General features: G+C 65.4%; 30 protein-coding genes and 1 pseudogene. 15 read left to right on the top strand and 16 right to left on the bottom strand.

Going from position 1 to position 26,468, the window contains the following annotated elements; genetic code table 11:
• Positions 1-35: 35 nt before the first annotated feature.
• Genes CXZ05_RS16270 through CXZ05_RS16260 form a run of 3 tightly spaced genes read right to left on the bottom strand, consistent with a single transcriptional unit; the run spans position 36 to position 2,471 of the window.
• Positions 36-845 (bottom strand): RNA methyltransferase, encoded by an 810-nt coding sequence (locus tag CXZ05_RS16270; RefSeq protein WP_102973585.1) that lies wholly within the window; start codon positions 843-845, stop codon positions 36-38.
• Between the two features lie 36 nt (positions 846-881).
• On the bottom strand, positions 882-1,667 hold the full coding sequence (locus tag CXZ05_RS16265) for a sulfite exporter TauE/SafE family protein (protein WP_102973584.1): 786 nt from the start codon (positions 1,665-1,667) through the stop codon (positions 882-884).
• An 18-nt stretch (positions 1,668-1,685) separates the two neighbouring features.
• Complete coding sequence (locus CXZ05_RS16260) at positions 1,686-2,471, bottom strand: ABC transporter ATP-binding protein (protein ID WP_102973583.1); 786 nt, start codon at positions 2,469-2,471, stop codon at positions 1,686-1,688.
• Positions 2,472-2,561: 90 nt separating this feature from the next.
• Here CXZ05_RS16260 and CXZ05_RS16255 point away from each other — a divergent pair, with 90 nt between their 5' ends.
• Positions 2,562-2,924 (top strand): metalloregulator ArsR/SmtB family transcription factor, encoded by a 363-nt coding sequence (locus tag CXZ05_RS16255; RefSeq protein ID WP_102973582.1) that lies wholly within the window; start codon positions 2,562-2,564, stop codon positions 2,922-2,924.
• Positions 2,921-4,045: a cation diffusion facilitator family transporter gene (locus CXZ05_RS16250; protein ID WP_258006618.1), complete on the top strand. Its 1,125-nt coding sequence runs from the start codon at positions 2,921-2,923 to the stop codon at positions 4,043-4,045. Before CXZ05_RS16255 ends, CXZ05_RS16250 begins: the two co-directional genes overlap by 4 nt.
• 13 nt (positions 4,046-4,058) lie before the next feature.
• Here CXZ05_RS16250 and CXZ05_RS16245 read toward each other — a convergent pair whose 3' ends face one another.
• A complete protein-coding gene (locus CXZ05_RS16245) occupies positions 4,059-4,751 on the bottom strand; it encodes a phosphatase PAP2 family protein (RefSeq protein WP_102973581.1) in 693 nt (230 codons plus the stop codon).
• A gap of 152 nt (positions 4,752-4,903) precedes the next feature.
• Between CXZ05_RS16245 and serB the strand changes: the two genes are divergently transcribed.
• A complete protein-coding gene (gene serB / locus CXZ05_RS16240; protein ID WP_102973580.1) occupies positions 4,904-5,809 on the top strand; it encodes a phosphoserine phosphatase SerB in 906 nt (301 codons plus the stop codon).
• A 9-nt stretch (positions 5,810-5,818) separates the two neighbouring features.
• Here the strand turns inward: serB and CXZ05_RS16235 are convergent, their stop codons facing one another.
• From CXZ05_RS16235 to fabG, 3 genes are all read right to left on the bottom strand, one after another.
• Entirely contained in the window at positions 5,819-6,679 is an 861-nt protein-coding gene (locus CXZ05_RS16235) for a VOC family protein (protein ID WP_102973579.1), read from the bottom strand.
• A gap of 140 nt (positions 6,680-6,819) precedes the next feature.
• Positions 6,820-7,572 (bottom strand): SDR family oxidoreductase, encoded by a 753-nt coding sequence (locus CXZ05_RS16230; RefSeq protein ID WP_102973578.1) that lies wholly within the window; start codon positions 7,570-7,572, stop codon positions 6,820-6,822.
• A 176-nt stretch (positions 7,573-7,748) separates the two neighbouring features.
• Positions 7,749-8,474: a 3-oxoacyl-ACP reductase FabG gene (gene fabG / locus CXZ05_RS16225; protein WP_102973577.1), complete on the bottom strand. Its 726-nt coding sequence runs from the start codon at positions 8,472-8,474 to the stop codon at positions 7,749-7,751.
• Between the two features lie 139 nt (positions 8,475-8,613).
• Between fabG and CXZ05_RS16220 the strand changes: the two genes are divergently transcribed.
• From CXZ05_RS16220 to CXZ05_RS16205, 4 genes are read left to right on the top strand one after another with little or no spacing between them, the layout of a single operon-like run.
• Positions 8,614-9,060, top strand: a complete 447-nt coding sequence (locus tag CXZ05_RS16220; RefSeq protein ID WP_374754668.1) for a DUF3099 domain-containing protein — start codon at positions 8,614-8,616, stop codon at positions 9,058-9,060.
• Positions 9,057-9,317 carry a hypothetical protein gene (locus tag CXZ05_RS16215; RefSeq protein WP_102973575.1) on the top strand — a complete coding sequence of 87 codons (261 nt, stop codon included), beginning with the start codon at positions 9,057-9,059 and terminating at the stop codon, positions 9,315-9,317. The genes CXZ05_RS16220 and CXZ05_RS16215 overlap by 4 nt, the downstream gene beginning before the upstream one ends.
• Complete coding sequence (locus tag CXZ05_RS16210) at positions 9,318-10,190, top strand: SURF1 family protein (RefSeq protein ID WP_102973574.1); 873 nt, start codon at positions 9,318-9,320, stop codon at positions 10,188-10,190.
• Positions 10,191-10,206: 16 nt separating this feature from the next.
• Positions 10,207-10,674, top strand: a complete 468-nt coding sequence (locus tag CXZ05_RS16205; RefSeq protein ID WP_258006617.1) for a YbaK/EbsC family protein — start codon at positions 10,207-10,209, stop codon at positions 10,672-10,674.
• Between the two features lies 1 nt (position 10,675).
• On the opposite strand, the gene CXZ05_RS16200 is transcribed toward CXZ05_RS16205, so the two are convergent.
• Entirely contained in the window at positions 10,676-11,254 is a 579-nt protein-coding gene (locus CXZ05_RS16200) for a dihydrofolate reductase family protein (RefSeq protein WP_102973572.1), read from the bottom strand.
• Positions 11,255-11,561: 307 nt separating this feature from the next.
• Here CXZ05_RS16200 and CXZ05_RS16195 point away from each other — a divergent pair, with 307 nt between their 5' ends.
• On the top strand, positions 11,562-12,446 hold the full coding sequence (locus tag CXZ05_RS16195) for a pentapeptide repeat-containing protein (protein ID WP_258006616.1): 885 nt from the start codon (positions 11,562-11,564) through the stop codon (positions 12,444-12,446).
• On the opposite strand, the gene CXZ05_RS16190 is transcribed toward CXZ05_RS16195, so the two are convergent.
• The gene (locus CXZ05_RS16190) at positions 12,443-14,041 is read right to left on the bottom strand and encodes an ABC-F family ATP-binding cassette domain-containing protein (protein ID WP_102973571.1); all 1,599 of its coding nucleotides are present in this window, start codon (positions 14,039-14,041) and stop codon (positions 12,443-12,445) included. The genes CXZ05_RS16195 and CXZ05_RS16190 overlap by 4 nt on opposite strands.
• 313 nt (positions 14,042-14,354) lie before the next feature.
• Here CXZ05_RS16190 and CXZ05_RS16185 point away from each other — a divergent pair, with 313 nt between their 5' ends.
• The 4 genes from CXZ05_RS16185 to CXZ05_RS16170 all read left to right on the top strand — a co-directional run bounded on the left by CXZ05_RS16185 (position 14,355) and on the right by CXZ05_RS16170 (position 17,777).
• Positions 14,355-15,044, top strand: a complete 690-nt coding sequence (locus CXZ05_RS16185; protein ID WP_102973570.1) for a biotin transporter BioY — start codon at positions 14,355-14,357, stop codon at positions 15,042-15,044.
• Entirely contained in the window at positions 15,041-15,766 is a 726-nt protein-coding gene (locus tag CXZ05_RS16180) for an energy-coupling factor ABC transporter ATP-binding protein (RefSeq protein ID WP_102973569.1), read from the top strand. The genes CXZ05_RS16185 and CXZ05_RS16180 overlap by 4 nt, the downstream gene beginning before the upstream one ends.
• Positions 15,763-16,386, top strand: a complete 624-nt coding sequence (locus CXZ05_RS16175) for an energy-coupling factor transporter transmembrane protein EcfT (protein WP_102973568.1) — start codon at positions 15,763-15,765, stop codon at positions 16,384-16,386. Before CXZ05_RS16180 ends, CXZ05_RS16175 begins: the two co-directional genes overlap by 4 nt.
• A gap of 173 nt (positions 16,387-16,559) precedes the next feature.
• Positions 16,560-17,777: a multidrug effflux MFS transporter gene (locus tag CXZ05_RS16170; RefSeq protein ID WP_308411006.1), complete on the top strand. Its 1,218-nt coding sequence runs from the start codon at positions 16,560-16,562 to the stop codon at positions 17,775-17,777.
• Between the two features lie 63 nt (positions 17,778-17,840).
• Here CXZ05_RS16170 and CXZ05_RS16165 read toward each other — a convergent pair.
• Positions 17,841-18,448, bottom strand: a pseudogene (locus tag CXZ05_RS16165) (recombinase family protein).
• Positions 18,449-18,991: 543 nt separating this feature from the next.
• Here CXZ05_RS16165 and CXZ05_RS16160 point away from each other — a divergent pair.
• The gene (locus tag CXZ05_RS16160) at positions 18,992-19,264 is read left to right on the top strand and encodes a DNA gyrase subunit A (protein ID WP_102973566.1); all 273 of its coding nucleotides are present in this window, start codon (positions 18,992-18,994) and stop codon (positions 19,262-19,264) included.
• Positions 19,265-19,298: 34 nt separating this feature from the next.
• Here CXZ05_RS16160 and CXZ05_RS16155 read toward each other — a convergent pair whose 3' ends face one another.
• Positions 19,299-19,520, bottom strand: a complete 222-nt coding sequence (locus tag CXZ05_RS16155) for a hypothetical protein (RefSeq protein ID WP_102973565.1) — start codon at positions 19,518-19,520, stop codon at positions 19,299-19,301.
• 341 nt (positions 19,521-19,861) lie between these two features.
• Between CXZ05_RS16155 and CXZ05_RS16150 the strand changes: the two genes are divergently transcribed.
• The gene (locus CXZ05_RS16150) at positions 19,862-20,467 is read left to right on the top strand and encodes a dihydrofolate reductase family protein (RefSeq protein WP_102973564.1); all 606 of its coding nucleotides are present in this window, start codon (positions 19,862-19,864) and stop codon (positions 20,465-20,467) included.
• Positions 20,468-21,021: 554 nt separating this feature from the next.
• Here CXZ05_RS16150 and CXZ05_RS16145 read toward each other — a convergent pair.
• The 5 genes from CXZ05_RS16145 to CXZ05_RS16125 form a co-directional block, all read right to left on the bottom strand.
• Positions 21,022-21,258: a hypothetical protein gene (locus CXZ05_RS16145; protein ID WP_102973563.1), complete on the bottom strand. Its 237-nt coding sequence runs from the start codon at positions 21,256-21,258 to the stop codon at positions 21,022-21,024.
• 942 nt (positions 21,259-22,200) lie between these two features.
• The gene (locus CXZ05_RS16140; protein ID WP_102973562.1) at positions 22,201-22,542 is read right to left on the bottom strand and encodes a YciI family protein; all 342 of its coding nucleotides are present in this window, start codon (positions 22,540-22,542) and stop codon (positions 22,201-22,203) included.
• Between the two features lie 118 nt (positions 22,543-22,660).
• Entirely contained in the window at positions 22,661-23,725 is a 1,065-nt protein-coding gene (locus tag CXZ05_RS16135) for a spore photoproduct lyase family protein (protein WP_102973561.1), read from the bottom strand.
• A 108-nt stretch (positions 23,726-23,833) separates the two neighbouring features.
• Complete coding sequence (locus CXZ05_RS16130; RefSeq protein ID WP_102973560.1) at positions 23,834-24,889, bottom strand: DNA polymerase IV; 1,056 nt, start codon at positions 24,887-24,889, stop codon at positions 23,834-23,836.
• A 90-nt stretch (positions 24,890-24,979) separates the two neighbouring features.
• On the bottom strand, positions 24,980-25,534 hold the full coding sequence (locus CXZ05_RS16125) for a hypothetical protein (protein WP_102973559.1): 555 nt from the start codon (positions 25,532-25,534) through the stop codon (positions 24,980-24,982).
• 693 nt (positions 25,535-26,227) lie between these two features.
• On the opposite strand from CXZ05_RS16125, the gene CXZ05_RS16120 reads away from it, so the two are divergent.
• Positions 26,228-26,467 carry a hypothetical protein gene (locus CXZ05_RS16120; RefSeq protein WP_102973558.1) on the top strand — a complete coding sequence of 80 codons (240 nt, stop codon included), beginning with the start codon at positions 26,228-26,230 and terminating at the stop codon, positions 26,465-26,467.
• Position 26,468 lies beyond the last annotated feature (1 nt).

Here is a 26,468-nt window from a genome sequence, read left to right as displayed (position 1 = left end):
GGCGGGGGAACTAACGAACTGCCGGTCCGGCGAGTTTAGGCCCGCGGGCGCAGCTCCCAGAATGCGACGGCGGACGCCGCCGCCACGTTGAGCGAGTCCACGCCCGCGCGCATGGGAATCTTCACGGCGAGGTCGACGGCGGCAAGCGTCTCAGCGCTCATGCCGGCACCTTCCGTACCCAGCACCAGGGCGAGCCGCTCCGGGTTGCTTGCTGCCAGCTCGTCCAGATTCAGGGCGTTGTCGGTAAGCTCCATGGCTGCCACCGTGAATCCCTGTTCCTTAAGGAGGGCCAGGTCGTGGGGCCAGCTGTCCAGCCTTGCCCAGGGCACCTGGAAGACGGTGCCCATGCTGACGCGGACGCTGCGGCGGTAGAGCGGGTCGCCGCAGCGGGGCGAGACCAGGACGGCGTCGACGTCCAGCGCCGCCGCCGACCGGAAGATGGCCCCGACGTTGGTGTGGTCCACGATGTCCTCGAGCACTGCTACCCGCCGGGCTCCGGCCAGCAGTTCCGGCAGCGGGACCGGCGCCGGGCGGTGCATGGCTGCCATGGCTCCGCGATGCAGGTGGAATCCGGTGATTTCCTCCAGGAGACCGGCGCTGCCGATGTAGGCCGGAACGTCAGGGTGCTGCTCGAAGATGTCCGCGAGGTCCGGAAGCCATTTCTCGGCGAGGAAGAAGGACCGCGGCCGGTGCCCGGCGGCAAGTGCGCGCCGCAGGACCCGGGAGGATTCGGCGATGTACATGCCCTCGGCGGGTTCGCGGAGTTTCCGGAGGTGCACGTCCGTCAGCTGGGTGTAGTCGGCGACGCGTGGATCCGCAGCTGACTCGAGATAGTGGAAAGTCACCGGGCGATCATTTCGATAATCATTGAATTTCAGTAATCATTTGAGCAGGTTCGCGACCAGGAAGCCGAGCGCCACCAGGCCGAGGGCAAAGATGACGCCGCGCAGTACGGGCGGGGACAGCCGGCGGCCTACCTTGGCGCCAACGAGGCCGCCGATGAGGGAGCTGACGGCGATGATGGCCACCACTGCCCAGTTGATCCGGTCGAAGGCAAACAGCAGATAGGAGGCGGCCGCGATCAGGTTGACGCCGAGCACCAGGACGTTTTTCATGGCGTTGGCGTTCTGGATGGTGCCCGTCATGAACACGCCGAGGATGCCCACCAGCAGGATTCCCTGTGCCGCGACGAAGTATCCGCCATACACACCCGCGAGGAAAACGAGGACCACCAGCAAAACGCCATGGTGCTTGTCCCGCAGGGCGTGCTCGGGGTTTTCCTCACGGTTCCGCACCCACCGCTGAAGCCTGGGCTGGAACACCACCATCAGAAGGGCCAGAACAATGAGCACTGGCGCCGCGTAGTGGAAGACTTTCTCCGGCAGATGGAGCAGGAGCCAGGCGCCGGTGATGCCACCCAGCAGGGACGCCGGGAGCAGCCGCAGGAGCTGACGGCCGCGGCCCTTCAGCTCGCGGCGGTAACCCCACGCGCCCGCAGCGCCACCGGCTACGAGGCCCATGGCGTTGCTCATGGAGGCCGTCACCGGTGCGATGCCCAGGGCGATCAGCACCGGGAAGGTGACGAGGGTTCCGGATCCGACCACGCTGTTGATGGTGCCGGCCCAGAGGCCGGCGAAGAACACAAGGATGCCGCTGAAAAACTCCACGCTGTGCCGCCCGCGCCGCTAGCGGCGGGCAGTTGCCGTGTAACGGCCGGCATTCACCGAGACGTCGAGGGGCAGGCCGAAGGTCTCGCTCAGGTTGCCCGAGGTGAGGACCCCTTCGACCGGTCCGGCTGCCACCACTTCGCCGTCGCGCATGAGCATGGCGTGGGTGAAGCCCGGCGGGACTTCCTCAAGATGGTGAGTGACCAGCACGATCGCCGGGGCGTCCTCATCCATGGCCAACTGGCTAAGGCGGTGCACGAGGTCCTCGCGGCCGCCAAGGTCCAGGCCGGCGGCAGGCTCGTCGAGCAGCAGCAGCTCGGGGTCGGTCATGAGGGCCCGGGCAATCTGCACGCGCTTGCGTTCACCCTCGGAGAGCGTTGAGAACTTGCGGTTCAGGAGCGGGCCCATGCCCCAGTCGTTCAGGAGGGCGAACGCACGGCGTTCGTCGTCCTTCTCGTAGCCCTCTCGCCAGCGGCCGGTCACGCCGTAGGCGGCTGTGACGACGACGTTGAGCACCGTCTCGTATTCGGGGATCTGGTTGGCCAGGGCGGCCGAAGAGAGCCCGATCCGCGGCCGCAGTTCGAAGACGTCCACCTTTCCGAGGCTTTCGTCCAGGATGCCGGCGACGCCGCTGGTTGGATGGAGCCGTGCCGCGGCGATCTGAAGCAGAGTGGTCTTGCCCGCGCCGTTGGGGCCGAGGATGACCCACCGCTCGCCCTCCCTGACCTGCCAGTCCACTTTGCTCAGGAGCGTTTTGGCTCCGCGCACAACGCTGACGGCGGCCATTTCAAGAACATCACTCATAGAAGTAGACACTAGGACAAAACACGTTGCGACTGATAACCGGTAACGCCGCCCGCGGCGGGCCGTCCTCCTTTATGACACTATATGCGTATGAACGCAGATAAGCAGCCTTGCAGGCTCGACGTAGACAGCCAGTATGTGGAGCTCGCTGTGGAGATCTTCGCCATGCTGGCAGACGCCACAAGGGTGCGGATCATCCTGGCTCTGCGCGAGGGCGAGATGGCCGTGGGGGCTTTGGCCGAGGTGGTGGGAAAGTCACCGGCGGCCGTTTCCCAGCACCTGGCCAAAATGCGGCTGGCGCGCATGGTTTCCACCCGGCAGGACGGGACCAAGGTCCTCTACCGGCTCGAAAACGAGCACGCACGCCAGCTCGTCGCGGATGCAATCTTCCAGGCCGAGCATGCGCTCGGCGGGCAGCCGGCCCACCACCGCATGAAGGGAACCGCATCATGAGGGACCGGACCGAGACCTCCGGCGTGGCAGCGGGCGGAAGCGCCCCGGACTCCCACGAGCACGATCAACGCCATGGGCACGGCCACGGTCATGACCACTCACACGGCCACGGCCAGGAGTTCGAGGGGTATCACGGGCACGATCACTCACACGATCACGGGCACACTCATCACAAGGGGCTGAAGGGCTGGCTTTTCGAGCTGTTCGTCCCGCACACCCATGACGCGGCCGACTCGGTCGATGATGCCTTGGAGGCGAGCGCGCAGGGCATCCGAGCGCTGAAGATCAGCCTGTTCATGCTGCTCGGGACGACCGTCCTGCAGTTCCTTGTGGTCCTGGTGAGCGGTTCCGTTGCCTTGCTGGCCGATACCATTCATAACTTCTCCGACGCCCTGACCGCCGTTCCCCTCTGGGTGGCGTTCATCCTGGGGCGACGGGCGGCCACCCGCCGCTACACTTACGGCTTCGGCCGGGCGGAGGATCTGGCAGGGCTGTTCATCGTCACCGTCGTCGCGCTTTCGGCGGTGCTGGCGGCCTGGCAGTCGGTGGACCGGCTGATCCACCCGCAGGTGCTGCAGAATCTGGTCTGGGTCATGGGCGCAGGGCTGATCGGCTTTGCCGGAAACGAGGCGGTGGCGATGTACCGCATCAGGATTGGGCGCCGGATCGGCTCGGCTGCGTTGGTGGCCGACGGCGTTCATGCGCGGATGGACGGCTTCACGTCCCTGGCCGTGGTCCTCGGCGCCGGCGGCGTCATGCTCGGATTCCCGTTGGCGGACCCGATCGTTGGCCTGCTGATCTCGGCCGCCATCATCATCCTGCTGTGGGGAACGGTCCGCAGCATCGGGCGCCGGCTGATGGACGGAATCGAGCCGGAACTCGTTGACCGCGCCCGCTGCGCCCTTGAGGGTACGCCTGGAGTGATTGAAGTGAAGCGCGTGCAGCTGCGGTGGGTTGGGCACCGCCTTCAAGGTGCGGCCACCATCGCCGTGGATGACGACGCCAGTCTTCGGCTGACTGAACAGACGCTGCATGAAGCGAGGCGCCGGCTCCGGCAGGCCCTGCCCAAACTCGATGAGATGGCACTGACGCCCACGGCTGCGGGTATCCGCGCGTCCTAGTTTCACGGGCTTTTCATCCAGAACCGTTCCGGGCGGCGTCTGTGAACACCGCCACCGCTGCAATAGCCAGCGCCACCCCGAGGGAAGCCACGACGTCGGTGAGCCAGTGATAGCCCAGATACAGCCGACTCAAGCCAACCAGCGCGGTGACTGCAAAGGCCGCGGAGAACCCAAGCACCGCCGTCGTACGCGTTCCGGACCGTGACAAGACGAGGTAGGCGAGCACCACCGTGAACACCCCGATTCCCACGGTGTGACCCGAGGGGAACGAGAGCGCGTCGTCCGCGCCGAGCAGGAAATCCGACGACGGCGGGCGGGACCGGCTGACAAGTTGCTTGATGAGGGTGGTCAACACCACGGCCAGCACCATCGCGCCCATGAGCACAACCGGGCGCCATAACTCGCGCTTCCAGACCACCCACGCCAGGGCGAACGCTGCGCCGAACACCGTCAGCACTTCCGGCGACGTCACGGTGGTCAGGGCACCCAGCAGCACGGTGGCGGCAGGATTGCGGGAATCCACCATCAGGCTGTGCACAGGACCGTCCATCGCTGCCAACCCCGAATCGGACTGGATGGCAGCGAACATGAGCCAGAAAACAGCGTCCCCGGCCACGAGGAGAGCCCCGGCCCAGCCGAAAAGTACCTGCTGCGACGCCCTCAGCAAGGGCGCCGGGCGCAGGCGGGCAATCAGGGCAAAGATCATCGGGCCATTCTGCCGGATGGGCCTCCGGGTTGGCCGGACGTTTGCTGGGACCCGGCTGGGGGCCGCTGCGGTGTGCGCTGCGTTGTATGCCACCTGCCGGATGCCGCGCAACGGATTCGGGCGGCGGCGCCGCGCTGGATAAGATTGCAGCCATGACTTCGAACGTGACTGCGGTCAGCTACGGCCTGAAACTGTCCCCCTCGGAACCGGAAAACCTGCGGTCCCTGCTGGCGGACTCCGGTGCCACCTTCGAGGCTTCCTCCAGCTCAGGCGACGGCCGCTTCGACGTCTGCACCGTGGACTTTTCCGTGCCGTCGGGCTCCGCGGCGGACATCGCCGGCCTGCGGCACGCGATTGCCGCCGCCAAGGAGAACGCGGAGCGGACCGGCGTGGACACCGCGATCGTCCCAGCAGATCTGCGGAAGGCGGAGCGCAAGCTCCTCATCATGGACGTCGACTCCACCCTCATCCAGCAGGAGGTCATCGAACTCCTCGCTGCCTACGCCGGTAAGCGCGACGAAGTCGCCGCCGTCACGGAAGCCGCCATGCGCGGTGAACTCGACTTTGCCCAGAGCCTGCACGCCCGGGTGGCGGTGCTCGCCGGGCTGCCCGCCGACGTCGTCGACTCCGTGCGCGCGGAAGTGAAGCTGAGTCACGGAGCCGCGGAGTTGGTCGCGGCATTTAAGGCCGCAGGCCATGCCGTGGCGGTGGTGTCGGGCGGTTTCAACCAGATCCTGCGCCCCATCGCCGAGGACCTCGGCATGGACTACTGGATTGCCAACGAGCTGGAGATCGTGGACGGAGCCCTGACCGGCAAGGTCCTGGGGGCCGTCATCGACCGCGCCGCCAAGGAAAAATACCTCCGCAAATGGGCAGCCGCCGAGGGCATCGCGCTGGAGCACACCATTGCGGTGGGCGACGGCGCCAACGACCTGGACATGCTCGGCGCCGCGGGCATCGGGGTGGCCTTCAATGCTAAGCCCGCCGTCCGCGCGGTGGCTGACGCCGCCATCAACATGCCGTACCTTGACGCGGTGCGGCACATCGCCGGCGTCTGAACGACCGAACTAGAAGCCCGACGGCGGGGTGAACTGGCTTGCCGTGAAAACAGCCCCGCCGGGGTCCCGGATCAGGGCGGTCCTTGTCCATTCGGTGTCGTCCTGTCCCAGAACATTGCCGCCGAGGCGCTCCGCCTCCTGCACTGCACGGTCCCGGTCCGCCACCGTGAAGGACACATGCCAGTGCGGCCGCTCCCCCGGGGCAGTCGGTGCAAGCCAGCCCACGGCGTCCTCGAAGCCGGCCGGCACCGCATCTCCCGATTGCCGGGCCCGGATATCGGGGTCGATGGTGGCCTCCAGATGGTCGCCGTACCCGGGGCGGCGGATCATGATACCGAAGTCGAGGCGGTCGAACTCCCAGCCGAAGGCCCTGGAGTAGAAATCGGCGGCGGCATCCGTGTCTACAGTGTGGAGGTCGCTGAAGTTCCAGCCGCCCGGGAGGTTGACCGCCTGGGCGCCCGCCCGCTCCCCGGCCTGCCAGATGCGGAACTCCGCGCCCTCGGGATCCGCCAGCGAGGCGCGCACGCCTCCAGCGCCCGCATCGGCAGGGGCCGATGTCAGGGTTGCGCCGGCTGACAGCAGGTGCCGCACCGCATCGTCCGCATTGTCGACCGCGATGTACGTGTTCCAGGCCGGGACGCCGTGGGGCCCGGCGCTCAAACCGGTTATGGCGCCCGTCTCCTTGCCGCCGAGCCGGGCCACCACGTAACTGCCGCTGTCCCCGGGCGGCGCCGTACCGGCGTCGAACTCCCAACCCAGCAGTCCCGCGTAGAACTTCTTGGCTGCTTCCACATCGGGCTGCTGGCACTCCACCCAGCACGGCACGCCGGCCGGATAGCTCCGCTTCGGTACTGCTGCGTCCTCTGCCATGGCTATGACCCTAGGCGCCCCGGGCCGCGCGGACAACGCCTGGGCCGACTGATTTCGGCGTGGGTTAGGAGACAGCGAAGGCCCGGCGCTGATGCGCCGGGCCTTCGTGCAAGGAAGCCGCGGAGGGAGTGCCGCAGAGACTATTCGGCGTTCTTGCCGAAGTAGTCAGCGCCGCCGGCGTATTCCGTGTGGCCGGACTCGACGTCGGCGGTGGCCATGCTGGCAACCACTGCGGCAAATTCCTCCACGGAGTACAGCTTGCCGGCCTCGGCGCGGCGGGCCTCGATGGCGCCCGGGTTGGAGCGGTCCAGCAGCGTGGCGGTCACGGTGCCCTCGATCATGTCGCCGGACACGACCACCAGGGAGATGCCCTTGTCGGCCAGGTTCGGCAGGAGCTCACGCAGGGCGTCCTCGCCGGCGCGCTTGCTGCGGGCCACGGGCTCGTACTCGGGCATGGTGGGGACCGAGTTGATGAAGTGCGCCTGGTGGCTGGTCACGAACACCACGCGGGAACCCTCCTTCATGAGGGGCGCGGCGGCGTTGAGCATGTTGACCTGCGCGTCGCGGTTCAGCTTGAGGGCGTAGTCCTCTTCCATGCCCGATTCCATGCCGCCCGAGGCGTTCAGGACCAGGACGTCCAGCGAACCGAAGTTTTCCATGGCGGCGCTGGCCAACGCCTGCACGCCTTCGATGCTGGTCAGGTCGGCACCCACGGCGACGGCACGGCCGCCGTCGGCCTCGATCCCGGCCACCACCTTGTTGGCGCGCGGCGCCTTCTGGCGGTAGTTAACGACGACGGCGGCGCCCTCGCCGGCGAGGATCTTGGCAACTTCGGCGCCGATGCCGCGCGAAGAACCGGTGACGATGGCTGTCTTGTTGTCCAGCTGTCCCATGTGGGCTCCCTTGTCTAAAGCTATAACTTTGTTCAAAACGTCTAATTACTGATGACCTGAAGTCCATCATGCCAGCGGGCGCACCGGTTTCCTTTGTCGGAACGCGACAAAGAAGCCGGCGGCCAGCCGTGGGTCAAAAATCCCCTGATGACCCGGCGCGGCCCCGTGTCTGGTGCCTAGTGCCCCATGCCGAGGCCGCCGTCGACCGGAATCACGGCGCCGGAAATGTAGGCGGCCTCGTCGCTGGAGATCCAGCGAACCACGTTGGCCACCTCGGAGGCATCGGCGAAGCGCCCGGCGGGGATGCTGGACAGGTAGTCCTTCTGGGTTGCTTCCGGGAGTTCGGCGGTCATGTCCGTGTTGATGAACCCGGGAGCGACGACGTTCGCCGTGATCCCGCGCGAACCGAGCTCGCGGGTCAGGGAACGGGCGATGCCCACGAGCCCGGCCTTGGAGGCGGAGTAGTTGATCTGCCCCGGCGCGCCGTACAGGCCCGAAACGGAGGAGATGAGCACCACACGGCCCCTGCGCAGCCGGATCATGCCCTTCGAGGCGCGCTTGATGACGCGGAAGGCCCCGGTCAGGTTGGTGTCGATGACGGACGTGAAGTCGTTCTCGCTCATGCGCAGCAGCAGCGTGTCCTTGGTGATGCCCGCGTTGGCAACCAGCACCTCGACGGGACCGTGGGCGGCCTCAACCTCGGCGAACGCAGCATCCACGGAGGCTTCGTCGGTCACGTCGGCCTTTACGCCCAGGATGCCCTCCGGCAGCTTCGATTCGCTGCGGTACGTCACGGCCACCTTGTCGCCGTTGGCCAGGAATGCCTCCGCGATGGCCAGGCCGATGCCGCGGTTGCCGCCGGTGATGAGGACGCTGCGGGCCGTGGTTGCTGCTTCAGACATGTGTGCTCCGGTTTTCTGCGGAGCGTGGCTCCGCCGTGTTGGCTGGATTTTTGACTGCCTCCGATCTTATCGCCCGATTGGGAGCCTCCTGTGGATGGTGAGAGAATTGGGGTAGCCATTGGAGCGTGATCAAACAGTCGTGACATCTGAACCCCAGCCCGGTCAGCAGTTGCCCGGGAAGCGTGACGCCACCTCCGGTCATCCGGAAGTAATCAGCATCACGGACGCCGCCGCGGCGCATTCCGAAGACATACGGGAGCGCATGATCAAGTACGCCCTCGCCATGTCCATCCGCATGGTGTGCCTGATCCTGATCTTTGTGGTGGACGGCTGGTTCAAGCTGGTTGCGGTGGCGGGCGCGGTCTTCCTGCCCTGGGTCGCGGTGGTGATCGCCAACGGTTCGGACAAGGCGGAGATCCACAGCGACGCGCTGCTCGACTACACGCCGTACGCTGAGCTGGGGGCGGCCGGGGAATCCGGGATGCCGGAAAGCTCCGATACAGACGATGAACCGACAGTGCTCCAGGGCGAACTCATCATCAATGACGAAGAAGACGACGACGGCCGGGGACAGAAAGCTTCATGAACATTTTCAACCTGGGTGGCGGCAGCGGCGATCTTGCCGGGCCGGCATCCTCGGCCACCTGCTCCCGCAAGGCCTGCCGGGCCGACGCGTCCTGGCAGCTGCTGTGGAACAATCCCAAGATCCACACGCCTGACCGGCGCAAGGTGTGGCTGGCATGCGGTGAGCACAGGGCGTGGCTGGAGGACTACCTGCAGACGCGTGGCCTCTGGAAGGAAACGGTGCCGCTCGAGGCCGCAGAGACCGGCGGGAACGGCTGAATGTACAAGTTCCTGTTTTCCAGCAAGTGGCTGGGCTACCTCCTGCTGGCCGCAATCTTCGCCACCGGCTGCGTCTTCCTCGGCCGCTGGCAGATGGACCGCCGGGCCGAGACCCTGGCCGAGATCCAGCGGGTCACGTCCAACTACTCGGCCACTCCCATCACCTTTGATCAGGCCCGCAACGAGTTCAATCAGCTGGACCCGTCCCGGGAATGGACCCAGGTTAAGCTTCAGGGCACTTACGACGTCGACGGGCAGCGGATCGTGCGCAATCGTCCCCTTAACGGGCAGCCCGGGTACGAAGTGGTGGTGCCGTTCAAGCTCGTGTCGGGCGAGACCGTGGTGATTGACCGCGGCTGGCTCCCGATCGGCAACAAGACCCCCGGCCGGCCGGACACCATTCCGGCGCCGCCGTCCGGGCAGATCACGGCAGTGGTGCGGCTTAAGCACAGCGAACCCACGCTGCAGCGCGGTGCTCCGGAAGGTCAGCTCGCATCCATCGACCTGCCGGCCTACTCCGCCGAACTTGGCTCCCCGCTCCTCACCGGCGCCTACGGGCAGCTCGCGTCGGAGACGCCGCCGGTGGCGGACATGCCTCAGCCGTTCCCCATGCCCTCGGTGGACGAGGGGACGCACCTGTCCTACTCGCTGCAGTGGTTCGCCTTCGGCGTCCTCATGTTTGTGGGCTTTGGCTACGCGGCCCGGCAGCAGGCGCGTAACGCCGCCATGGACGCCGAGGACGCCGGGTTGTCGGAGGGCGAGCCCGCCGCCACGGCCGCGGGAGCCCGCCGTCGTCCGCCGGTGCCCCGGAAGCGCAAGCGCCCGACGACGGAGGAAGAGGAAGACGCGATCCTGGATGCCCAGGGCTACTGAGAACAGGAGCACGGACATGCTTGCCGACCCGGTGGCCAACGTGCGCCGCGCCCTCACGGAAGCCGGAGCCCGCGACACAGTGACGGTTCTTCCCGGCGCCGTCCCGACGGCGGCCGCCGCGGCTGACGCGCTCGGCTGCGACGTTGCGGCCATCACCAACAGCCTGGTGTTCGAAGTGGACGGCACTCCCCTGCTGATCCTCGCCAGCGGCGCCGGGAAAGTGGACGTGCGCCTTGTCGCCTCCCAGCTGGGCACGGGACGGATCCGCCGTGCCGCGCCGGACTTCGTCCTGCAGCACACGGGCCAGGAAGTGGGCGGGGTTGCGCCGGTGGGCCATCCGGCCAAGATCCGCACGCTGCTGGACACCTCGCTCGAAGAGTACCCGACGCTCTGGGCCGGGGCCGGCGACCACCACTCGATGTTCTCCATCAGCTACGGGGAGCTGCAGCGCATCACGGACGCCCACGCATTGCGGGTGCGGTGACTTAGATGTGCAAGGTGGGCCGGTAGATGAGCTGCTGGGTGTTGCCGTCGAGCGTCCGGCTCTCGATCAGCTCGAGATCGAAGTCGGCGGCACCCTGGAAGATCGGCTCCTCTCCGGTCTGACCGGTGATCACAGGGAAGAGAGTCACCTGAACGCGGTCTACCAGGCCGGCGGCCATCAGTGCCCGGTTCATCGACAGGCTGCCGTGTGAGCGCAGCGGCAGTGCTGACTCCTCCTTGAGCCGGGCGACGACGTCGACGGCATTGCCGCCCGCGACGGTAGCGTCCGGCCAGTCGAGCGGACCTCGCAGCGTGCTCGACACCACCGTTGCCGGCAGGTTCCGCATCCGCGTAACCCATGGGTCACGGACGTCGGACTCCTCAGTGCTTGAGGCCAGCATCTGCGCGAACGCCCGATACGTGTTGGCCCCGAAGACCATCCGCTGCTCCCCGCCATACAAGGCGAGGCGGTGCTCGAGCAGCTCGGGGCCTTGTTTGCCCCAGTAGCCGCCCCAGTTGCCTTTGTGGGAGCCGAAGCCATCGAGGCTGGAAAAGACGTCGAATGTGTAGGTAGCGCTCATGGTGCTCTCCTCGAATGCGGCTGACCGGGTTGGGGAATGCAGCTGTCACAGCGGGAAGAGCTTAGCTACCGAGGGGAAGGATTGCCACCAGGCTGACCAGCGACGATTGCCCTGCATACGCCTGGCGCCATGCAGGTATCGTGGAACCAGTGATTCTTCATTCTTCTCTCTAGCCCACGGCAGCTGCCCTCTCGCGGCAGTGCTCGCTCGTTCCTTCATGGAGCGGTGATTCGGTGTGTCCGCCGAGGGAACTCGACGACGGGTTCCCCATGCGACATATACATCCGCATCATTCTTGGGAGATCACTTGAGCACCACATCCATTCGTCGTTCTGCTGCCATTCCCGGCCGGGACGAACTGCACCCCGACTGCGGCAACTGCTTCGCGCTGTGCTGCACCGCCTTTGGCTTTTCCCGATCCGCCGACTTTCCCCTCGACAAGCCGGCGGGCACGCCGTGCCCGAATCTCGCCGCCGACTTCTCCTGCGGCATCCACGACCGGCTGCGCCCGCGCGGCTTCCGCGGCTGCACCGTTTTCGACTGCTTCGGCGCAGGCCAGGCTGTGTCTCAGGGGCTGTTCGACGGCTTCAGCTGGCGCGATAAGCCGGACAGCAGGTCCGCAATGTTCGCGGTCTTCAAAATCATGCGGCAGCTTCACGAGATGCTCTGGTACCTGGCCGAGGCGCAGGAACGAGCCTTCGACCCCGAAACCGGCACCGCGGCGCAGGAGTTACGGCTCGCCATCAGGAAGGTCGCGGGAGGACCAGTGCCCGGACTGCTCGCCCTCGACGTCGGAACACTTCATCACCGGGTGCGCCAGATACTCGTTGAGGTCAGCGAGGAAGTCCGGGCCGCCTATTTCGCCGTTGGCGATGAGCTTGATGAAATGCTGCTGCCGGGGGCGGACCTGGCGGGCCTGAACCTTCGGACGCTCTGGCTCTGCGGCGCCGACCTTCGGGGCGCCTGCCTCATCGCGGCAGACCTGCGCGGCACTGATCTGGCAGCGGTGGACCTGCTGGGCGCGGACCTAAGGGATGCACGGCTGGAAGACGCCGATTTGTCCCGTGCCCTGTACCTGACGCAGCCGCAGCTCAACAGCGCGCGGGGCAGCCTCGGCACCAGGTTGCCCGGAGGGCTCGAAGTCCCTGGGCACTGGCAGGCCAATCAGAACCGCGGTGTCCGGGAGCTCTAGGCCAGCGTGATGAGGTCCAGGTAGTCCTCGTTCCAGAGGTCCTCAACCCCGTCGGGCAGCAGCACCACGCGCTCGGGGTTGAGGGCCTCGACGGCCCCTTCGTCGTGGCTGACCAGGACGACGGCGCCGGTGTAGTTGCGCAGCGCGCCCAGGATCTCGGCGCGGCTGGCGGGGTCGAGGTTGTTGGTGGGCTCGTCCAGCAGGAGAACGTTCGCGCTGGAGGCCACGATGGTTGCCAGTGCGAGCCGGGTCTTCTCACCGCCGGAGAGCACGCCGGCGGGCTTGTCGACGTCGTCACCGGAGAACAGGAACGAGCCCAGGATGCCGCGGACCTCCGCATCCTTCATGTCGGGGGCGGAGGAACGCATGTTCTCGAGGACGGTGCGGTCGACGTCGAGCGTTTCATGTTCCTGGGCGTAGTAGCCCACCTTGAGTCCGTGCCCCGGGACGATGTCACCGGTGTCGGGGCGGTCTACTCCGGCGAGCATCCGCAGGAGGGTGGTCTTGCCGGCACCGTTGAGGCCGAGGATGACCACCTTGGAGCCGCGGTCGATGGCAAGATCCACGTCCGTGAAGATTTCCAGCGAGCCGTAGGACTTGCTGAGGCCCTCTGCCGTGAGCGGGGTCTTGCCGCAGGGCGAAGGATCCGGGAAGCGGAGGGCGGCCACCCGGTCGTTTTCGCGCACTGCCTCCAGCCCGCTGAGCAGACGTTCGGCGCGCTTGGCCATGTTCTGCGCTGCCACGGCCTTGGTGGCCTTGGCGCGCATCTTGTTGGCCTGGTCGAACAGGACCTGGGCTTTCTTTTCGGCATTGGCGCGTTCCCGCTTACGGGCGCGTTCGTCTGTTTCGCGCTGCGTCAGATAGCGCTTCCAGTCCATGTTGTAAAAGTCGATCTGGGCACGGTTGGCGTCCAGGAGGAACACCTTGTTGACGGTGGCTTCGAGCAGCTCGGTGTCGTGGCTGATCACGATCAGGCCGCCCTGGTGGTTCTTGAGGAAGTCACGCAGCCATGCGATAGAATCGGCGTCGAGGTGGTTGGTGGGCTCATCGAGGAGCATGGTCTCGGCGTCCGAGTACAGGATGCGCGCGAGCTCGACGCGGCGCCGCTGACCGCCGGACAGGGTCTTGAGGGGCTGGTTCAGCAGGCGGTCCGGCAGGGCGAGGTTCGAGCAGATGGCTGCGGCCTCGGCTTCGGCAGCATAGCCGCCGGCGGCCAGGAACTCGGATTCGAGCCGGTCGTAGCGGTTCATCGCCTTGCGCTGGACCGCGGCATCCTCGCTGGCCATCTCGTCGTGGGCCTTCTTCAGCTTGCCGACGACGATGTCCAGGCCGCGGGCGGACAGGATTCTGTCCCGCGCCAGCTGCTCCATGTCCGGTGTCCGGGGGTCCTGGGGCAGGTACCCGATCTCGCCGCTGCGGGTCACCTTGCCGGCGGCAGGCAGACCCTCGCCCGCGAGCACACGGGTCAGCGTGGTCTTGCCGGCACCGTTGCGGCCCACGAGGCCGATCTTGTCGCCCTTGTCGATCCGGAAGCTCACCTGGTCCATGAGCAGGCGGGCGCCGGCGCGCAGTTCAAGATCTTGAACGGTAATCAAAGCAGGTAAGGCCTTTCACAACAGGGAAGCCGCAGCACGGCCGGTTGCATGCCGCACGGCGAAAAGTTTGGAACGCCGGGGATGCCGGCCGTGAGAACGGCCCGTTCAAGTCTACCGGCCAGCGCAACCCTGCCAGAACATGCCTTCCCCACCCCGGAAGGGCGCATTCCCGGTCCGGAGGGGCGAAGTTTTGTGCCTAGCACCAGATCCCGGGCAGCCCCTCTTGTAGAAGACCAACAAAATGCGGCTGTTACCGGGCCAGTAACGTCGAGACGAGCTGATAATTGTTTGTACTCCCCCGACAGGACTTCCCATGACCCAGACCCATTCCGCCGGCACCCCGCAGCCGGCAAAGCGCCGCCGCTGGAACGCCACCGACCTCGGACTCATCGCCGTCTTCGCCGCGCTCGTGGCGGCGTCAGCCCTGGTTGCGGCCATCCCCGTGGGCGGCCTCGGCGTCCCCATCACGCTCCAGACGCTCGCGGTAATGCTGACGGGGCTCGCCCTCGGCCCTGGCCGCGCGTTCGCCGCCGTCGGGCTCTACACCCTGCTCGGCCTCGCAGGCCTGCCCATCTTCAGCGGCGGACGCAGCGGCCTGGGCATCCTGGCCGGCCCGTCCGCCGGCTACATCATCGCGTTCCCCCTTGCCGCTGCCGCGGTGGGTTGGCTGGCCGCCGTCGTTATCCGCCGCACGGTGAAGTTCCGCTCCGTGCTCCTGTTTATCTCCGCGATGGCCACCAGCATTGTGTTGGTCCACGGCCTGGGCATCATCGGCATGATGGTCAACGCCAAGCTGGACTTCTCCAAGGCGTTCCTCGCCGACCTCCCGTTCTACCCGGGCGACATCATCAAGAACGTCCTCGCCGTGACGGTGGCCATCGCCCTGCACAAGGCCTTCCCCGACCTGCTGGTCCGCCGCGTCCGGCAGCTTCCGCAGAAGGCAGCGACGCCGGAGGCCGCGACGCCGGGAGCCGCAGCACCGGAAGCCTCCGCACAGCAGTGAGCACCATCTCCCTCAGTACAGCAGGGGTCAGCGTGGCCGTCGACGGCCGCGCTGACCCCAAGGTTCTGCTGCAGGACATTTCGCTGGAGCTCACCGAGGAGCGGATCGGCGTCATCGGGGCCAACGGGTCCGGCAAGTCGACCCTGCTCCGCCTGCTCAACGGCCTCGTGTCCCCCACCGAAGGGACCGTGACCGTCAACGGCGCCGACACGGTCCGGAATGTGCGGGCAGTACGGCAGCAGGTGGGTTTCGTCTTCACCGATCCCCTCTCCCAGCTGGTCATGCCCACCGGACGTGAGGACGTTGAACTTTCCCTCCGGCGTTCGGTCCGGAGCGGGAAGGAGCGCCGGGAGCAGGCCGCCGCCGCCCTGGACCGTTTCGGGCTTCTGCGCCTGGCTGACCAGAGCATCTACGAACTCTCGGGTGGGGAACGGCAGCTCCTCGCCCTGGCGTCCGTGCTGGCGGTGGAGCCCGGAGTGCTGGTGCTGGACGAGCCCTCCACGCTCCTGGACCTCCGGAACCGCGAACTGCTCCGCCGTACCCTCGCCGGCCTGAGCCAGCAGATCGTGATGTCCACCCATGACCTGGAGCTGGCGCTGGATATGGACCGGGTTCTGGTGGTCGACTCCGGACGGATAGCGTACGACGGCGGTGCTGCCGCCGCCGTCGAGCATTACCGCTCGCTGTCTGCACGGAGCCTGTCAGGCGGGGATTTCCGATGAGGGGCCACGGCTTCCTGCTCGCCAACTACGTGCCCGGCACGTCCCTGATCCACCGCATGCCCCTCTGGCTGAAGTTCCTGCTGGTCCTGGCCTGCGGGATGGCCTCGTTCCTGATCGTCGACTGGCGGCTGGCCGCCGGAGCACTCGCCGTGCTGTGCGGACTGTTCCTGCTCAGCGGCGCCGGGCCCATGCGCCTCTTCCGTGCGGTGCGGCCGCTGCTTCCCATCCTGCTGGTCCTTGGCGCGTTCCAGTGGTGGCAGCTGGGGGGCCCTGTTGCCGTGCGGATTGTGCTGAACATCCTGCTGTGCGTCGTGGCGGCGTCCCTGCTGACCGCCACCACACCGCTGCACCGCCTGCTCGACGGGGTGGTCTCCCTGGCCCGTCCGTTCCAGCGCTTCGGCGCTGACCCGGAGCGCTTTGCCCTGACCATCGCCATCATGCTGCGGAGCATCCCGTTCATCGCCGGGGCCTTTTCGGATGTCCGGGATTCGGCGCGTGCCCGCGGACTGGAACGCAACCCGCGGGCGCTGGTCCTGCCGGTGTTCATCACCACCGTTGCGTATGCCCGCCACACCGGCGAGGCGCTGGCCGCCCGCGGGCTGGGCGAGCCGGAAGACTGAGCGCTCCGATCTCAGGAACGTGCTCCTCCGGAAGGCAAGGCGCATGGGAGTCCCTCGTGGAGGGGGTACCAGCAGGGACTCCCACAGCGATGTAAACGCTGGTTAGGTGGAACGGCACCCCATCACCCGCCGTCGAACTGGCGGCAGCCCTTTACCCCCTGAACGGAGGCAGCGTGACTGTGACCGACGCTCCGGTGACCGCGCGCGAACAGGCAGTCGGACGGCCACTGGCAATTGTCCTCGGCCTGCTGACCATCTTCGGTCCGATTTCCATGGACCTGTACTTGCCCGTCCTGCCGGCCCTGACGGCGGAACTGCGGAGTTCCACGTCCACGGCGCAGCTGACCATCACGGCCTGCCTGCTCGGACTGGCCATCGGCCAGGTCATTGCGGGCCCGCTGTCGGACCGTTTCGGCCGCCGGCTCCCCCTGCTGATCGGCGTCGCCGCCTACACGGTGACGTCCGTTCTCTGTGCCATCCGCCCGACCGTTGAAACCCTGATCGCGGCCAGGTTCGTCCAAGGCCTGGCCGGCGCCGTGGGCATCGTGATTGCGCAGGCAGCCGGGCGGGACGTGTACGAGGGCGCAAAGCTCCTCCGCTACTACGGCCGCCTGACGGTGCTCGGCGGGCTGGCAGCCATCGTTGGTCCGGTCATCGGGGGCCAGCTCGCCACCGTCACAGACTGGCGTGGGGTGTTCCTCTTCCTCGCGGCCGTCGGCGTGGCGATCCTGATCGCCTGCCTCGTGATCTTCAAGGAAACACTTCCGGCCCAGCGGCGGGCGGCAGGAGGTTTTGCCCATACCCTGCAAGATTTCCAGCGCTTGCTTGCGGACCGCGTATTCGTCGGGGCGGTGCTGATCACGGGCTTTACGTACTCTGCGATCTTCGCCTACCTCAGCGGCGCCACGTTCGTCCTCCAGGGCATTTACGGGCTCTCCCCGCAGGGATATTCGTTTGCTTTCGGCCTAAATTCGCTGGGATTCATGATTTTTGGCTTCCTTGGCGGCCGGCTGGCCGAACGGTGGTCGGAGAAGGCGACCCTGGTGATCGGGCTAGCGATGGCCACTGCCGGTTCCCTTGGACTGCTCGTCACAGCGCTCCTGCACCTGCCCCTGGTTGCCGTGATCCTGTCCCTCTTCACCATGGTGGGTGGCGTGGCAGCGGCCAGCCCGCCCGCTACCTCTCTGGCGCTGAAGGGCTACCCGGACATCGCCGGCACCGCGTCGTCGCTGCTCGGCCTGGCAAGGTTCTCCTTCGGCGGCGTGGCGGCGCCGCTGGTGGGGATCGACGGGGCGGATAATGCCCTCCCGTTTGGGATCGTCACGGTGGTGTCCGTCGCGGCGGCGGTGGCATGCCTTGGGCTGATTAGGGCGCGCACGACGCCGGGGTGAACCGGCTTTTCATGTTAGCGGCGTTCGCTTTGGGCTTGGCCTTTTCAAGCTTTGCTGGGCCAGCTATCCGACTGTCAGGAGCCAGCCTTCTTTTCCGCCCTCTGGCGCGCGTTCGAGCGCGCGATAGACGGTGGAGCGGCCAACGGAAAACAGTTCGGCCTGCTCATACATGGTGTGTTCGCCAGCGTCATGCAGCTGGACTAGGAGCGCTTCCTGTTTCGCCGATAGTTTGGGCTGTTTCCCACGCAGCAGCCCCTTGGCTTTGGTTATTTTCATGCCCTCCCGCGTTCGAGCCCGAATGAGATCGCCCTCGAACTCAGCAACCATGGCCAAGACCTTGAAGAGCAGCTTGCTATGGGGTCCGCGGGATCATGTAACGAACCACCGATGTTTAGCTTCACTCCGCGCCCGGCGAGGTCGTCGGCGATCTGGTGCGCGTCCCGGACGGACCGGGCCAGCCGGTCGAGTTTGGTCACCATGAAGATGTCGCCGCTTCGGCACGCAGCCAGCGCTTCACGCAGGCCTGGACGGTTGGTGTTACTGCCAGTAAGACCATGATCGACATAGATGCGACCAGCGTCGCCCCCCATGCCCGCCAAGGCATCCCGTTGGACGGTGAGGTCTTGTTCGTCGGTGGAAACCCTTGCGTAGCCAACCTTTATTTCACCCATGAACAGGAGTGTCCGCATAAGAGGAGCAGTGCGCCATATAGGAGCCCGCCACCGGACTTTTCATCGGACCGGTCCTGCGGGACGGTCGCCTCGAGCTGGACGCGATACTGCAGATCAAATGGCGGTGCATCCGGTAAGTGACCGGCTTACGGGCGCGTTGGATGCACGACTCACGACATCGCAAATCCTGGCCGGTAGAGTTCCGGTCATGGCTCGAACCGTGGGACAACCTAACAAGACCGGAGTTATCTGGGTCGCGGTTACTTGTGCGCTGATCATCACCGGTCAACTCTTGACGATCAGCGGCACCCCCGGCGCTCACATAGTGTCGTGGATACTCATTGGCTGCACGGTAATTCTCTTTATCACCGTAGTGGTCTCGTACCTTCGCAAGGCAAGAGGCCGAGGCTCTCCGCCCGATTGACCTAGATCGTCCTCCCTCTGCTGGGCTATGGCAAACCGGCCAGCTCAAAGTCGTGTCGGGTAAGGGGTCCCCAACTGGACGCAATGCCCCGATGACTTCCGTGGTGCAAGAATCGCCGCATGGATGAGGATGAGCGGCAGATAAGGCAAGAATTGATGATCGTCGATGCCCTGGTGCAGGCGATGGATCGGCGTGACGAGGTCTTCCAGATGATTGAGGATTCAGAGGACAGGGACGAAGCAATGCGTCGGGTGGGTCAGCTGTTGGGTGTGGGAGAGTTGGGCAGCCGGGCTGTCCTCGACCTGCAGGCTAGAAGATTCACCCGGGACCAGCGCCAGGCCATCGCTTCCCGTGCAGAAGAACTTAGAACAAAGTTGCCTGATGGCCACTGAGGACCTGGTGTTCTCCGTCCATAACCGGTTCGGCTTATGGGCCGAGACGCCATTCCAGGCTGTCCACGTTGGCGCTCACGACCGGGACCGCACCGGGGCTGTACAGCCGACGCCGGTGTTCGACACGCGCTTCACCTTGAAGGTAGGCGCCCATGACGCAGCATAGTCTTCGAAGCTCGCCTGCCTTTTCCTGCTCCACGTCGTCGTAGTCGAAGACGATGGTTTGCACGTTCAGCCCGGGGATGAAAGCGTCCATCCACTCGTCGGTGGCACGAATGATTGCCGTGCGGTCCTGTTCGCGCCGCCGACTGACCACGCGGACGCTTGCCCAAAAGGATCGTCACTGGAAGTCGCATCCATCTTTCACGGTGAAGTTCTGTTGGAACACCTCCGCGACGATCCGATAAAGCATGGCTTTTGATGTCGATGCTCACAGTGACAGTTTTCGCACCCTGCAGACCGACTCGGCCCGCGCACCTGGAGGAGACCATCGGCGCCCAACCACTGAACGTGATCGGCGAGGATGCGATCACATGCTAAGCTCCCCAGAATCGCCAAACGATCGCGTACAAGTCGCAATCACTCAGGAGGTTCGCGGTGCCAGACACGACCTGCCATATGTCGATCTCGCTTGACGGCTTCGTCGCCGGGCCGGACCAGAGCCGCGAAGACCCCCTAGGCAAGCGGGGGCGGGAGCTGCACGGCTGGCATATCGGCGACCCGCGAGCCAACGATGCCGACAAGGTCGCGAACGAATGGCTCATGCGCCCGCGGGGCGCGTATGTGATGGGTCGGAACATGTTCGGCCCGATCCGCGGGAACTGGGATGAGGAATGGACCGGGTGGTGGGGCCCGGAACCGCCTTACCACGCGCCGGTGTTCGTGCTGACCCATCACGGACACGACCCGATCGAGATGGACGGCGGGACGACCTTCCACTTCGTCACCGAGGGCTTCGACGCAGCCTACTCGGCAGCGTGCCAGGCCGCCGGGGACAACGGCGTCGACATCGCCGGTGGGGCCTCGACCGTCCGCCAGGCACTGACCGCCGGCGTGATCGACGAACTCACCCTCGACGTCGCACCGGTCCTTCTCGGTTCGGGCGAGCGCATCTTCGACGGGGTTGAATCCTTTGGCTTCGAACCCGCCGAGGTGCTCCACTCACCGCTGGCCACCCACATCCGCTATCGCCGCGTTAGCTAGTTCCACAGGCGCGGCCAGCTCCTGCGCAGCAGGACGGTCAATCAACCCGCGGGGTGGACGCCTTCGGCGAGGAACCGATGGAGTTCGGCGATTACGGTCGAGCTGGCGCGGTGGTGAAGAAACGTTTGCAGAGCTGGAGCAACTTGGCGGCCTATAGCTTCCCTGAGTAGATCCACCCGCCAGACAAGCTCGCCGTTATGACTGGTCCAATCCCGCGGCTGCCAACCCGTTCGAGGTATTCAAGCATCAAGACGTTCGAGTTCCGACTGCGGTGCAGCATCCGGCCCACCCGTCCACTAGCGAGGAGCGGAGCGGTGTAGGACTCACGGGCAGTGATCTCCCGACCGATGCGATGGTCGTCCGGTCCAGCATCTTTGACGATCACCGTGCGAGCATGCGTGCAGGCCTGGAGTACCTTTTTGCATCCGCCTGTCCCACGATAAGTCGGAGATGACTTCGGCCGTCCCGAGTCACACTCTCGTGAGCTGGGCCCGAAAAACTTCCCGGTGGGGTTCGCCAAAGCGACCTGGGCTGACGCATAAGGGCGCAGCGTCCTATGCGGTGTCTCCAACAATTCGCCGGTCGCCGACCGGGCCGCTGAGCTGAACGTAACCGACGAGGCTCACTTTCTGCGCGGTGCACGGGCTATCGAACGATGCCAAGGAAGGCGCGCCGGTGACCGCGATGACGATCTCCGTCGGCGTTTCCTGGAGATGCACCACAGACGGCACCGCGCAGCCAACCTGTCCGGTCGACAGGTAGATGCGGTTTGTCACGTTATCGATATTCACCAGAGTCCATGGAACTGTCTCGCCGGTACCCGGCGAGCTGTCTGTAGGAAGCCGGTTCGAATGTGGAGTAATGGCATGGATGGACGGGCCTGTCCTTGCCGGCGGTGCTGCCGGTGGAGTAGCGAATGCGGGTTGGCTTCCTTCTGGCGGGGTCTCTCCAGCGCTGCATGACATAGGGCCAAAAAGGGCGGCCACGGCAACAAGCGTCGAGGCGGCGCGTCGAGTAGCTTTGGACTTCGCGCGCTGGCGGCTAGCGGGCCGCGGTGACAGCGAACATCTGCTGCTGATGCTAAACATCGGAGAACAAGACTGTTTTGCCGCCACGGCACCGGTCAGGAAGACTTGTCCTTTTCGGGGAGCTGTCATTCCTCACCATAACCTGCGAAGCACTCCTGCTGAAGCGGCCAAGAAGTCTTTTGTGTACCCCAAAGCAACCACGAGATCCACAATTTGGAAGCGGTGCAATCCCGCAATCTGCAGAGTATGTTGTGGTGCATACACACGGTGATGGGCAGCGCCGGTGGTTACACACCACTCCTTGGAGCTCTTGAAGCGGCAAAACCTTTGGATGTCGTCAAAAGGGCCGAGCCCTTGGCCACCCGCCTCATGGCCCGCCGCCGAGTCAGGAGATTCATCCGCGGCGACACCACCGGCATCCCGTTGCACACCATCCTTTCTGACGTACCCTTCGGAGCATGGTGGATGGCAATCTTCCTTGACCTCTTCAATGACGATGGTTCCCGCCAGGCCGCCAAACGGCTGGTGGCCTTGGGTGTCGCGTCCGCTGTACCACTGCCCTCTCTGGCTGGGCGCAATGGACCACCAAGGTCCGGCCGATAAAGCGCGTTGGTATTGTGCACGCGGCCAGCAACGCCGCTGCCATCACCGTCTACCTCGTCTAGCGGCCCTAATTCGTGCGATCGCGAGTATGCCGGCCGGGACCTAGCTGGCGGGGCCGTACTGGAAAACGCGCACCTCCTGCGCGCAACGGCAGGCGACCGCGATCCTCGCGGCCCACTCCAACGCGGCGTCGTACGAGGGCAGCTCCAGCACCGAGTAGCCGCCTTCGAGCTGCGTCGTCTGCGGGTAGGTCCCCTCGCTCACGGTCCCATCGCCGTCGACCATGACAGGCGGGATGCTCTCATCGATGCCGCCGCCGAACACCCAGACGCCGGCGTCCTTCGCCTCCTGAACGACCGCGTACGACGCATCCGAAACGGCTTGCGAGTCTTCGTCAGGGAAGACCATAGCGGCACTCGGAAACGAGATCAGATACTTGGTCATCGCGTCGACTCCTTCTCGCAGCACGGGGGATCGCATTCATCCTCGCCGATGCCATCGTAAACTCCAACGGCTTCGAACTAGAGCTCGTTGCCACCGCCGAGGAACCACAACCGGACCCTCAAAACGCATAGCGGATGCGGCAGTAAGGCGCGATCTTCTCAATAAGCGTGGTCAGTTGCCGCACGTAGCCCGCCTTGGCTCTTGAACGGTACCGGACGTTAGTGAAGCCGTTGGACGACACCTTCGATTCCTGGAGGTCCGGACGCCACAGCACGTTCTCGGCCTGCGGATGCCACCCTAGGTTGACCTCGTGGAGCCGCTCGTTGTGGGTCAGGAAGATGACTTCTGCCGCGAGCTGGGCCTTCGCGGCGTCTGACAGGGTGGCATCGAGTTGGCGCAGCAGCTGCTCCCAATCGCTGAGCCAGGTGTCCGTAATGATCACAGGCGAGAAGTTCACGTGCACCTCGTAGCCTGCCTCCACGAAGTCGTTGATTGCAGCCATGCGTTCCGAAACCGGCGACGTGCGAACGTCAATCGATTTGGCCAAATCCGCGGGCATGAGGGAAAAGCGGATCCTGGTGTGACCGCCGTGGTCCCAGTCGAGCATTGCTTGGTTCACGTACTTGGTGGCGAAGGACAGCTTGGCTGTCGGCAGGTCGCGGAAGAGCGTGACGAGATCCTCCACGTTGTCGCTGATCAGCGCATCGACGGAGCAGTCGCTATTTTCACCAATGTCGTAAACCCAGAGTTCAGCGTCGCACTGGTTGGGCTCCAGCTTCATGCCCTGGCGTGTGGCGTGACGTTCAAGCGCCCCGGCAATCTGGCCGATGTTCGCGAACACAGTTACCGGGTTGCTGTACCCCTTGTGCCGGGGTACGTAGCAGTAGGCGCATGCCATGGCACAGCCGTTCGCGGTTGAGGGCGCAATGAAGTCGGCGGATCGGCCGTTCGGCTTGACGGTCAGCGCTTTCTTAACGCCTAGGACCAGCGCCTCCGTCTTGATCCGGGACCAGCGAGGGACGTTCGTTTCATCACCGTGCACCTCCGGGATGTTCCAGTGGTTGTCGACAAGCACGACGTCTGCATCCGGCCAGCGTTCGAGGATCTCCTGGCCCCTGGGAAGATCCAGTGCAGCACGCTGCGCATAGATGCGCCGGATCTGCAGCAGCCGGTTGAATTCCATGATTCCATTCTCCAGAAAGGCAGAGGATGCCGTGGGAGGTTAAGCCCACGGCATCTGCTACTTCGGCGAAGCAACTCATCCGCGCTGGCAAGGAAGGGAACGACGCCGTCACCAACCTCCGCGCGTTGGCGTATGTCCCTTTCGGGCATCGTCGGGCATGGGCATTTCGGCCCGCAGGCCCAGGAGCCGGATTGGACGGTTTGCTTCGATTCCGGCTGCGAGGTCCAGGACCCGCGCCAAGATTTCGTTCCGGTCGAATGTCTCGGGAATCTTTCTCGCGTGGGTCTTGGTAAAGAACGGTGCGTACCGAACCTTGAGAGTCAGCCCAACCACAGGCCGTCCTTCGGCCACAACATCCTCAAGGACACGCGCTGTCAGCTCCCTCACGGCGTCGTCCACCTGGGCAGGCTCGGTCAGGTCGTGCTGGAAGGTGGTCTCCCGGCTATGCCCGCGGGCAACCCACGGGGTGTCGTCCACAACACTCGCGCCGTCCCCGCGTCCTAGCTCCGCGTACCAAGGACCCATCTTGGGGCCGAACTCCGGGACCAGATCCTGAGGGTTGGACGCGGCGAGCTCAGCAACTGTGTTGATACCGAGTTTGGCCAGCCGGCCGGACACTTTCGTTCCGACGCCCCAGAGGTCCTTGGTGGGCCGACTGCCCATGACGTCGAGCCAGTTTCCGGAAGTGAGACGAAAGACGCCGGCCGGCTTGCCGAAACCGGTGGCGACCTTGGCTCGGACCAGGGTGTCGCCGATGCCCACGCTGCAATGGAGCTGCGTTCGCTTCAGAACTGCCGCCTGCACCTGCCGGGCGTAGGCTTCCGGATTCTCTGTCTCAGTGCCTACGAAGGCTTCGTCCCAACCCAGCACCTGCACGGTGGCGCCGGGCTGCGAGCGCAGGGTAGCCATCACCGTTTCAGACGCCGCGAGGTAAGCCTCCTGATCGACGGGGAGAATCACAGCGTCCGGCACCTTCCGGGCCGCAATGCGCAAGGGCATTCCGGACCCCACGCCGAACGCCCTTGCTTCGTAGGATGCGGTCGACACCACAGCTCGTTCCGTCGGGTCGCCCCGACCGCCGACAATGATCGGCTTGCCTGCAAGCTCCGGCCGCCGGAGCACTTCGACCGCCGCGATGAACTGGTCGAGATCGACGTGCAGCACCCACCGGATTCCGCTCACGCCACCAGTGTGCACCAAACACACCTGGCAAGCACCACCGCTGCAGGCCGCAGCGCCCAAGGAACCGGGCAGCTAAAGCTCACCGCGGACAGCGCGGAGCTGCGCACGGCGGCCTTGCAAATAGGGCTCAATGTCGGAAACGCGGCGCAGGGACAGTGCCCTTACGTCCAGTCCCGTCGTCCCTTCCAGAACCAGGTCCTCGCCATCATGCCGGCCCGCGGCCCACCAACGGCCGGCGCCAGGCCATACGTCGAACAGTTCCTCCGCGCCGTCGACCGGTATAGACACTTCCTCGCCCCGCTCCGAAGTAAGCATGCGCAGCCTCCGTGACAAGTCGTCGCCGCTGGCAGGAGGGCCGTCGGCAAACAGCCGTCGGTGGGCAATGGTCAGCCGCGGATCCTGACTGGTGGTGGTGACCTGGACCATGGGGCCCGCTTCGCCGGAACCAAACACAACGCTTACCGCCGCGGGTGGGCGGCTGCCGAAATCCCACTCACCTGCGACTGGCCCCGACCACTTGTCGAGTCCGTAGCAAGGCAATTCGCCGAAGGACTCCCGAACGAGTTCCTCCATGCGCTCATACTCATCCCAGAATTCGTCCGGCGAAAGCCACCCCGTCACCTTCATAGCGAAAGTATGGCAGCGCCGGCACCCACTACCGGCGCTTATTCGTCCGCGCCAGCCGGCAAGACCGTCCCCGCGCCACCGTCCACAACGACGCGCTGCCCCTCGGCCAGGATGCCCGTGCCTGTGCCGGTCCGCACTCGACGCTGCGGACATGCCAAGCGGACGAACAGCGCGCGGAGGGCGGCGCCGTCGGCCGTGTTCTCATTAGGAGCCTCCAGGGCGGCACCTTCCCGCCCGCGGCGGCGATGTCCGCCTGGCCCAATTCACCCAGGGGCCAGTTGTCCTACGTGTCATCGGGCGCTCCTTGCACCGGCTGGCAGCAGCGTCTTCACTGGCGGACGCTTCGGTGCCATCCGGGCATGTAAAAAGTACTCCACTGTCACTTCGCCCGTACAGGGTTTGCACCAAGTCGGCCCGACCCGGCCGGGTTGCGCGAGATGACGGGTGCCTCTTGACCCCTTTCTGCATCGGGGCCACACTCGTTACTGATCACCAATTTAGAAATTCGTGAATTCTTTTCGGCACGTCAAAGACAGCGTGGTGTTGACGGGCCGGCGCCACGATGGGGGCAGGTGGGCATGAGTACCTAATCGATGTGTGTTTTGGCTATTTCTGCACGTCATGCGGCGCCGTGAGGCGTAAACCCGGCGGCCGCGTCGATTAATGTAAGGTCTCAAATCCGAGGAGCACTTCATGGGCCAAAGGCCGATTGTTCGATGGTGGAATGAGCTTGATGAGACCACAAAGAAGTGGCTCGTTGAAAACCCCGGTTGCGTTGTTCTTCCGCGGACCGTGGCGAACGTTGTTCAGCAGGTCTCAGGCGGCCATGTCGCCCAGGACCAGCACGGCGAACTGCAGCTTTCGGAGGCGGAGCAGTCCTTCATCAGGGCCAAGTGCAAAGCCTCAGAGGTATCGGCCGGCAAGCGCGCGTGAA

The organism is Arthrobacter sp. AFG20 (genome assembly GCF_002892795.1).
Taxonomy (GTDB): Bacteria; Actinomycetota; Actinomycetes; order Actinomycetales; family Micrococcaceae; genus Arthrobacter.
The sequence above is the reverse complement of the archived record's forward strand: the minus strand, read 5'-3'. Positions and strand labels throughout refer to the sequence as shown.

What these genes read in the sequence shown, in the direction of transcription:
- CXZ05_RS16260 (WP_102973583.1), bottom strand. Translation starts at nt 2,471, where the DNA reads ATGAGTGATGTTCTTGAAATGGCCGCCGTCAGCGTTGTGCGCGGAGCC.
- CXZ05_RS16255 (WP_102973582.1), top strand. Translation starts at nt 2,562, where the DNA reads ATGAACGCAGATAAGCAGCCTTGCAGGCTCGACGTAGACAGCCAGTAT.
- CXZ05_RS16250 (WP_258006618.1), top strand. Translation starts at nt 2,921, where the DNA reads ATGAGGGACCGGACCGAGACCTCCGGCGTGGCAGCGGGCGGAAGCGCC.
- CXZ05_RS16245 (WP_102973581.1), bottom strand. Translation starts at nt 4,751, where the DNA reads ATGATCTTTGCCCTGATTGCCCGCCTGCGCCCGGCGCCCTTGCTGAGG.
- serB (WP_102973580.1), top strand. Translation starts at nt 4,904, where the DNA reads ATGACTTCGAACGTGACTGCGGTCAGCTACGGCCTGAAACTGTCCCCC.
- CXZ05_RS16235 (WP_102973579.1), bottom strand. Translation starts at nt 6,679, where the DNA reads ATGGCAGAGGACGCAGCAGTACCGAAGCGGAGCTATCCGGCCGGCGTG.
- CXZ05_RS16230 (WP_102973578.1), bottom strand. Translation starts at nt 7,572, where the DNA reads ATGGGACAGCTGGACAACAAGACAGCCATCGTCACCGGTTCTTCGCGC.
- fabG (WP_102973577.1), bottom strand. Translation starts at nt 8,474, where the DNA reads ATGTCTGAAGCAGCAACCACGGCCCGCAGCGTCCTCATCACCGGCGGC.
- CXZ05_RS16215 (WP_102973575.1), top strand. Translation starts at nt 9,057, where the DNA reads ATGAACATTTTCAACCTGGGTGGCGGCAGCGGCGATCTTGCCGGGCCG.
- CXZ05_RS16210 (WP_102973574.1), top strand. Translation starts at nt 9,318, where the DNA reads ATGTACAAGTTCCTGTTTTCCAGCAAGTGGCTGGGCTACCTCCTGCTG.
- CXZ05_RS16205 (WP_258006617.1), top strand. Translation starts at nt 10,207, where the DNA reads ATGCTTGCCGACCCGGTGGCCAACGTGCGCCGCGCCCTCACGGAAGCC.
- CXZ05_RS16200 (WP_102973572.1), bottom strand. Translation starts at nt 11,254, where the DNA reads ATGAGCGCTACCTACACATTCGACGTCTTTTCCAGCCTCGATGGCTTC.
- CXZ05_RS16185 (WP_102973570.1), top strand. Translation starts at nt 14,355, where the DNA reads ATGACCCAGACCCATTCCGCCGGCACCCCGCAGCCGGCAAAGCGCCGC.
- CXZ05_RS16175 (WP_102973568.1), top strand. Translation starts at nt 15,763, where the DNA reads ATGAGGGGCCACGGCTTCCTGCTCGCCAACTACGTGCCCGGCACGTCC.
- CXZ05_RS16160 (WP_102973566.1), top strand. Translation starts at nt 18,992, where the DNA reads ATGGATGAGGATGAGCGGCAGATAAGGCAAGAATTGATGATCGTCGAT.
- CXZ05_RS16155 (WP_102973565.1), bottom strand. Translation starts at nt 19,520, where the DNA reads ATGGACGCTTTCATCCCCGGGCTGAACGTGCAAACCATCGTCTTCGAC.
- CXZ05_RS16140 (WP_102973562.1), bottom strand. Translation starts at nt 22,542, where the DNA reads ATGACCAAGTATCTGATCTCGTTTCCGAGTGCCGCTATGGTCTTCCCT.
- CXZ05_RS16135 (WP_102973561.1), bottom strand. Translation starts at nt 23,725, where the DNA reads ATGGAATTCAACCGGCTGCTGCAGATCCGGCGCATCTATGCGCAGCGT.
- CXZ05_RS16125 (WP_102973559.1), bottom strand. Translation starts at nt 25,534, where the DNA reads ATGAAGGTGACGGGGTGGCTTTCGCCGGACGAATTCTGGGATGAGTAT.
- CXZ05_RS16120 (WP_102973558.1), top strand. Translation starts at nt 26,228, where the DNA reads ATGGGCCAAAGGCCGATTGTTCGATGGTGGAATGAGCTTGATGAGACC.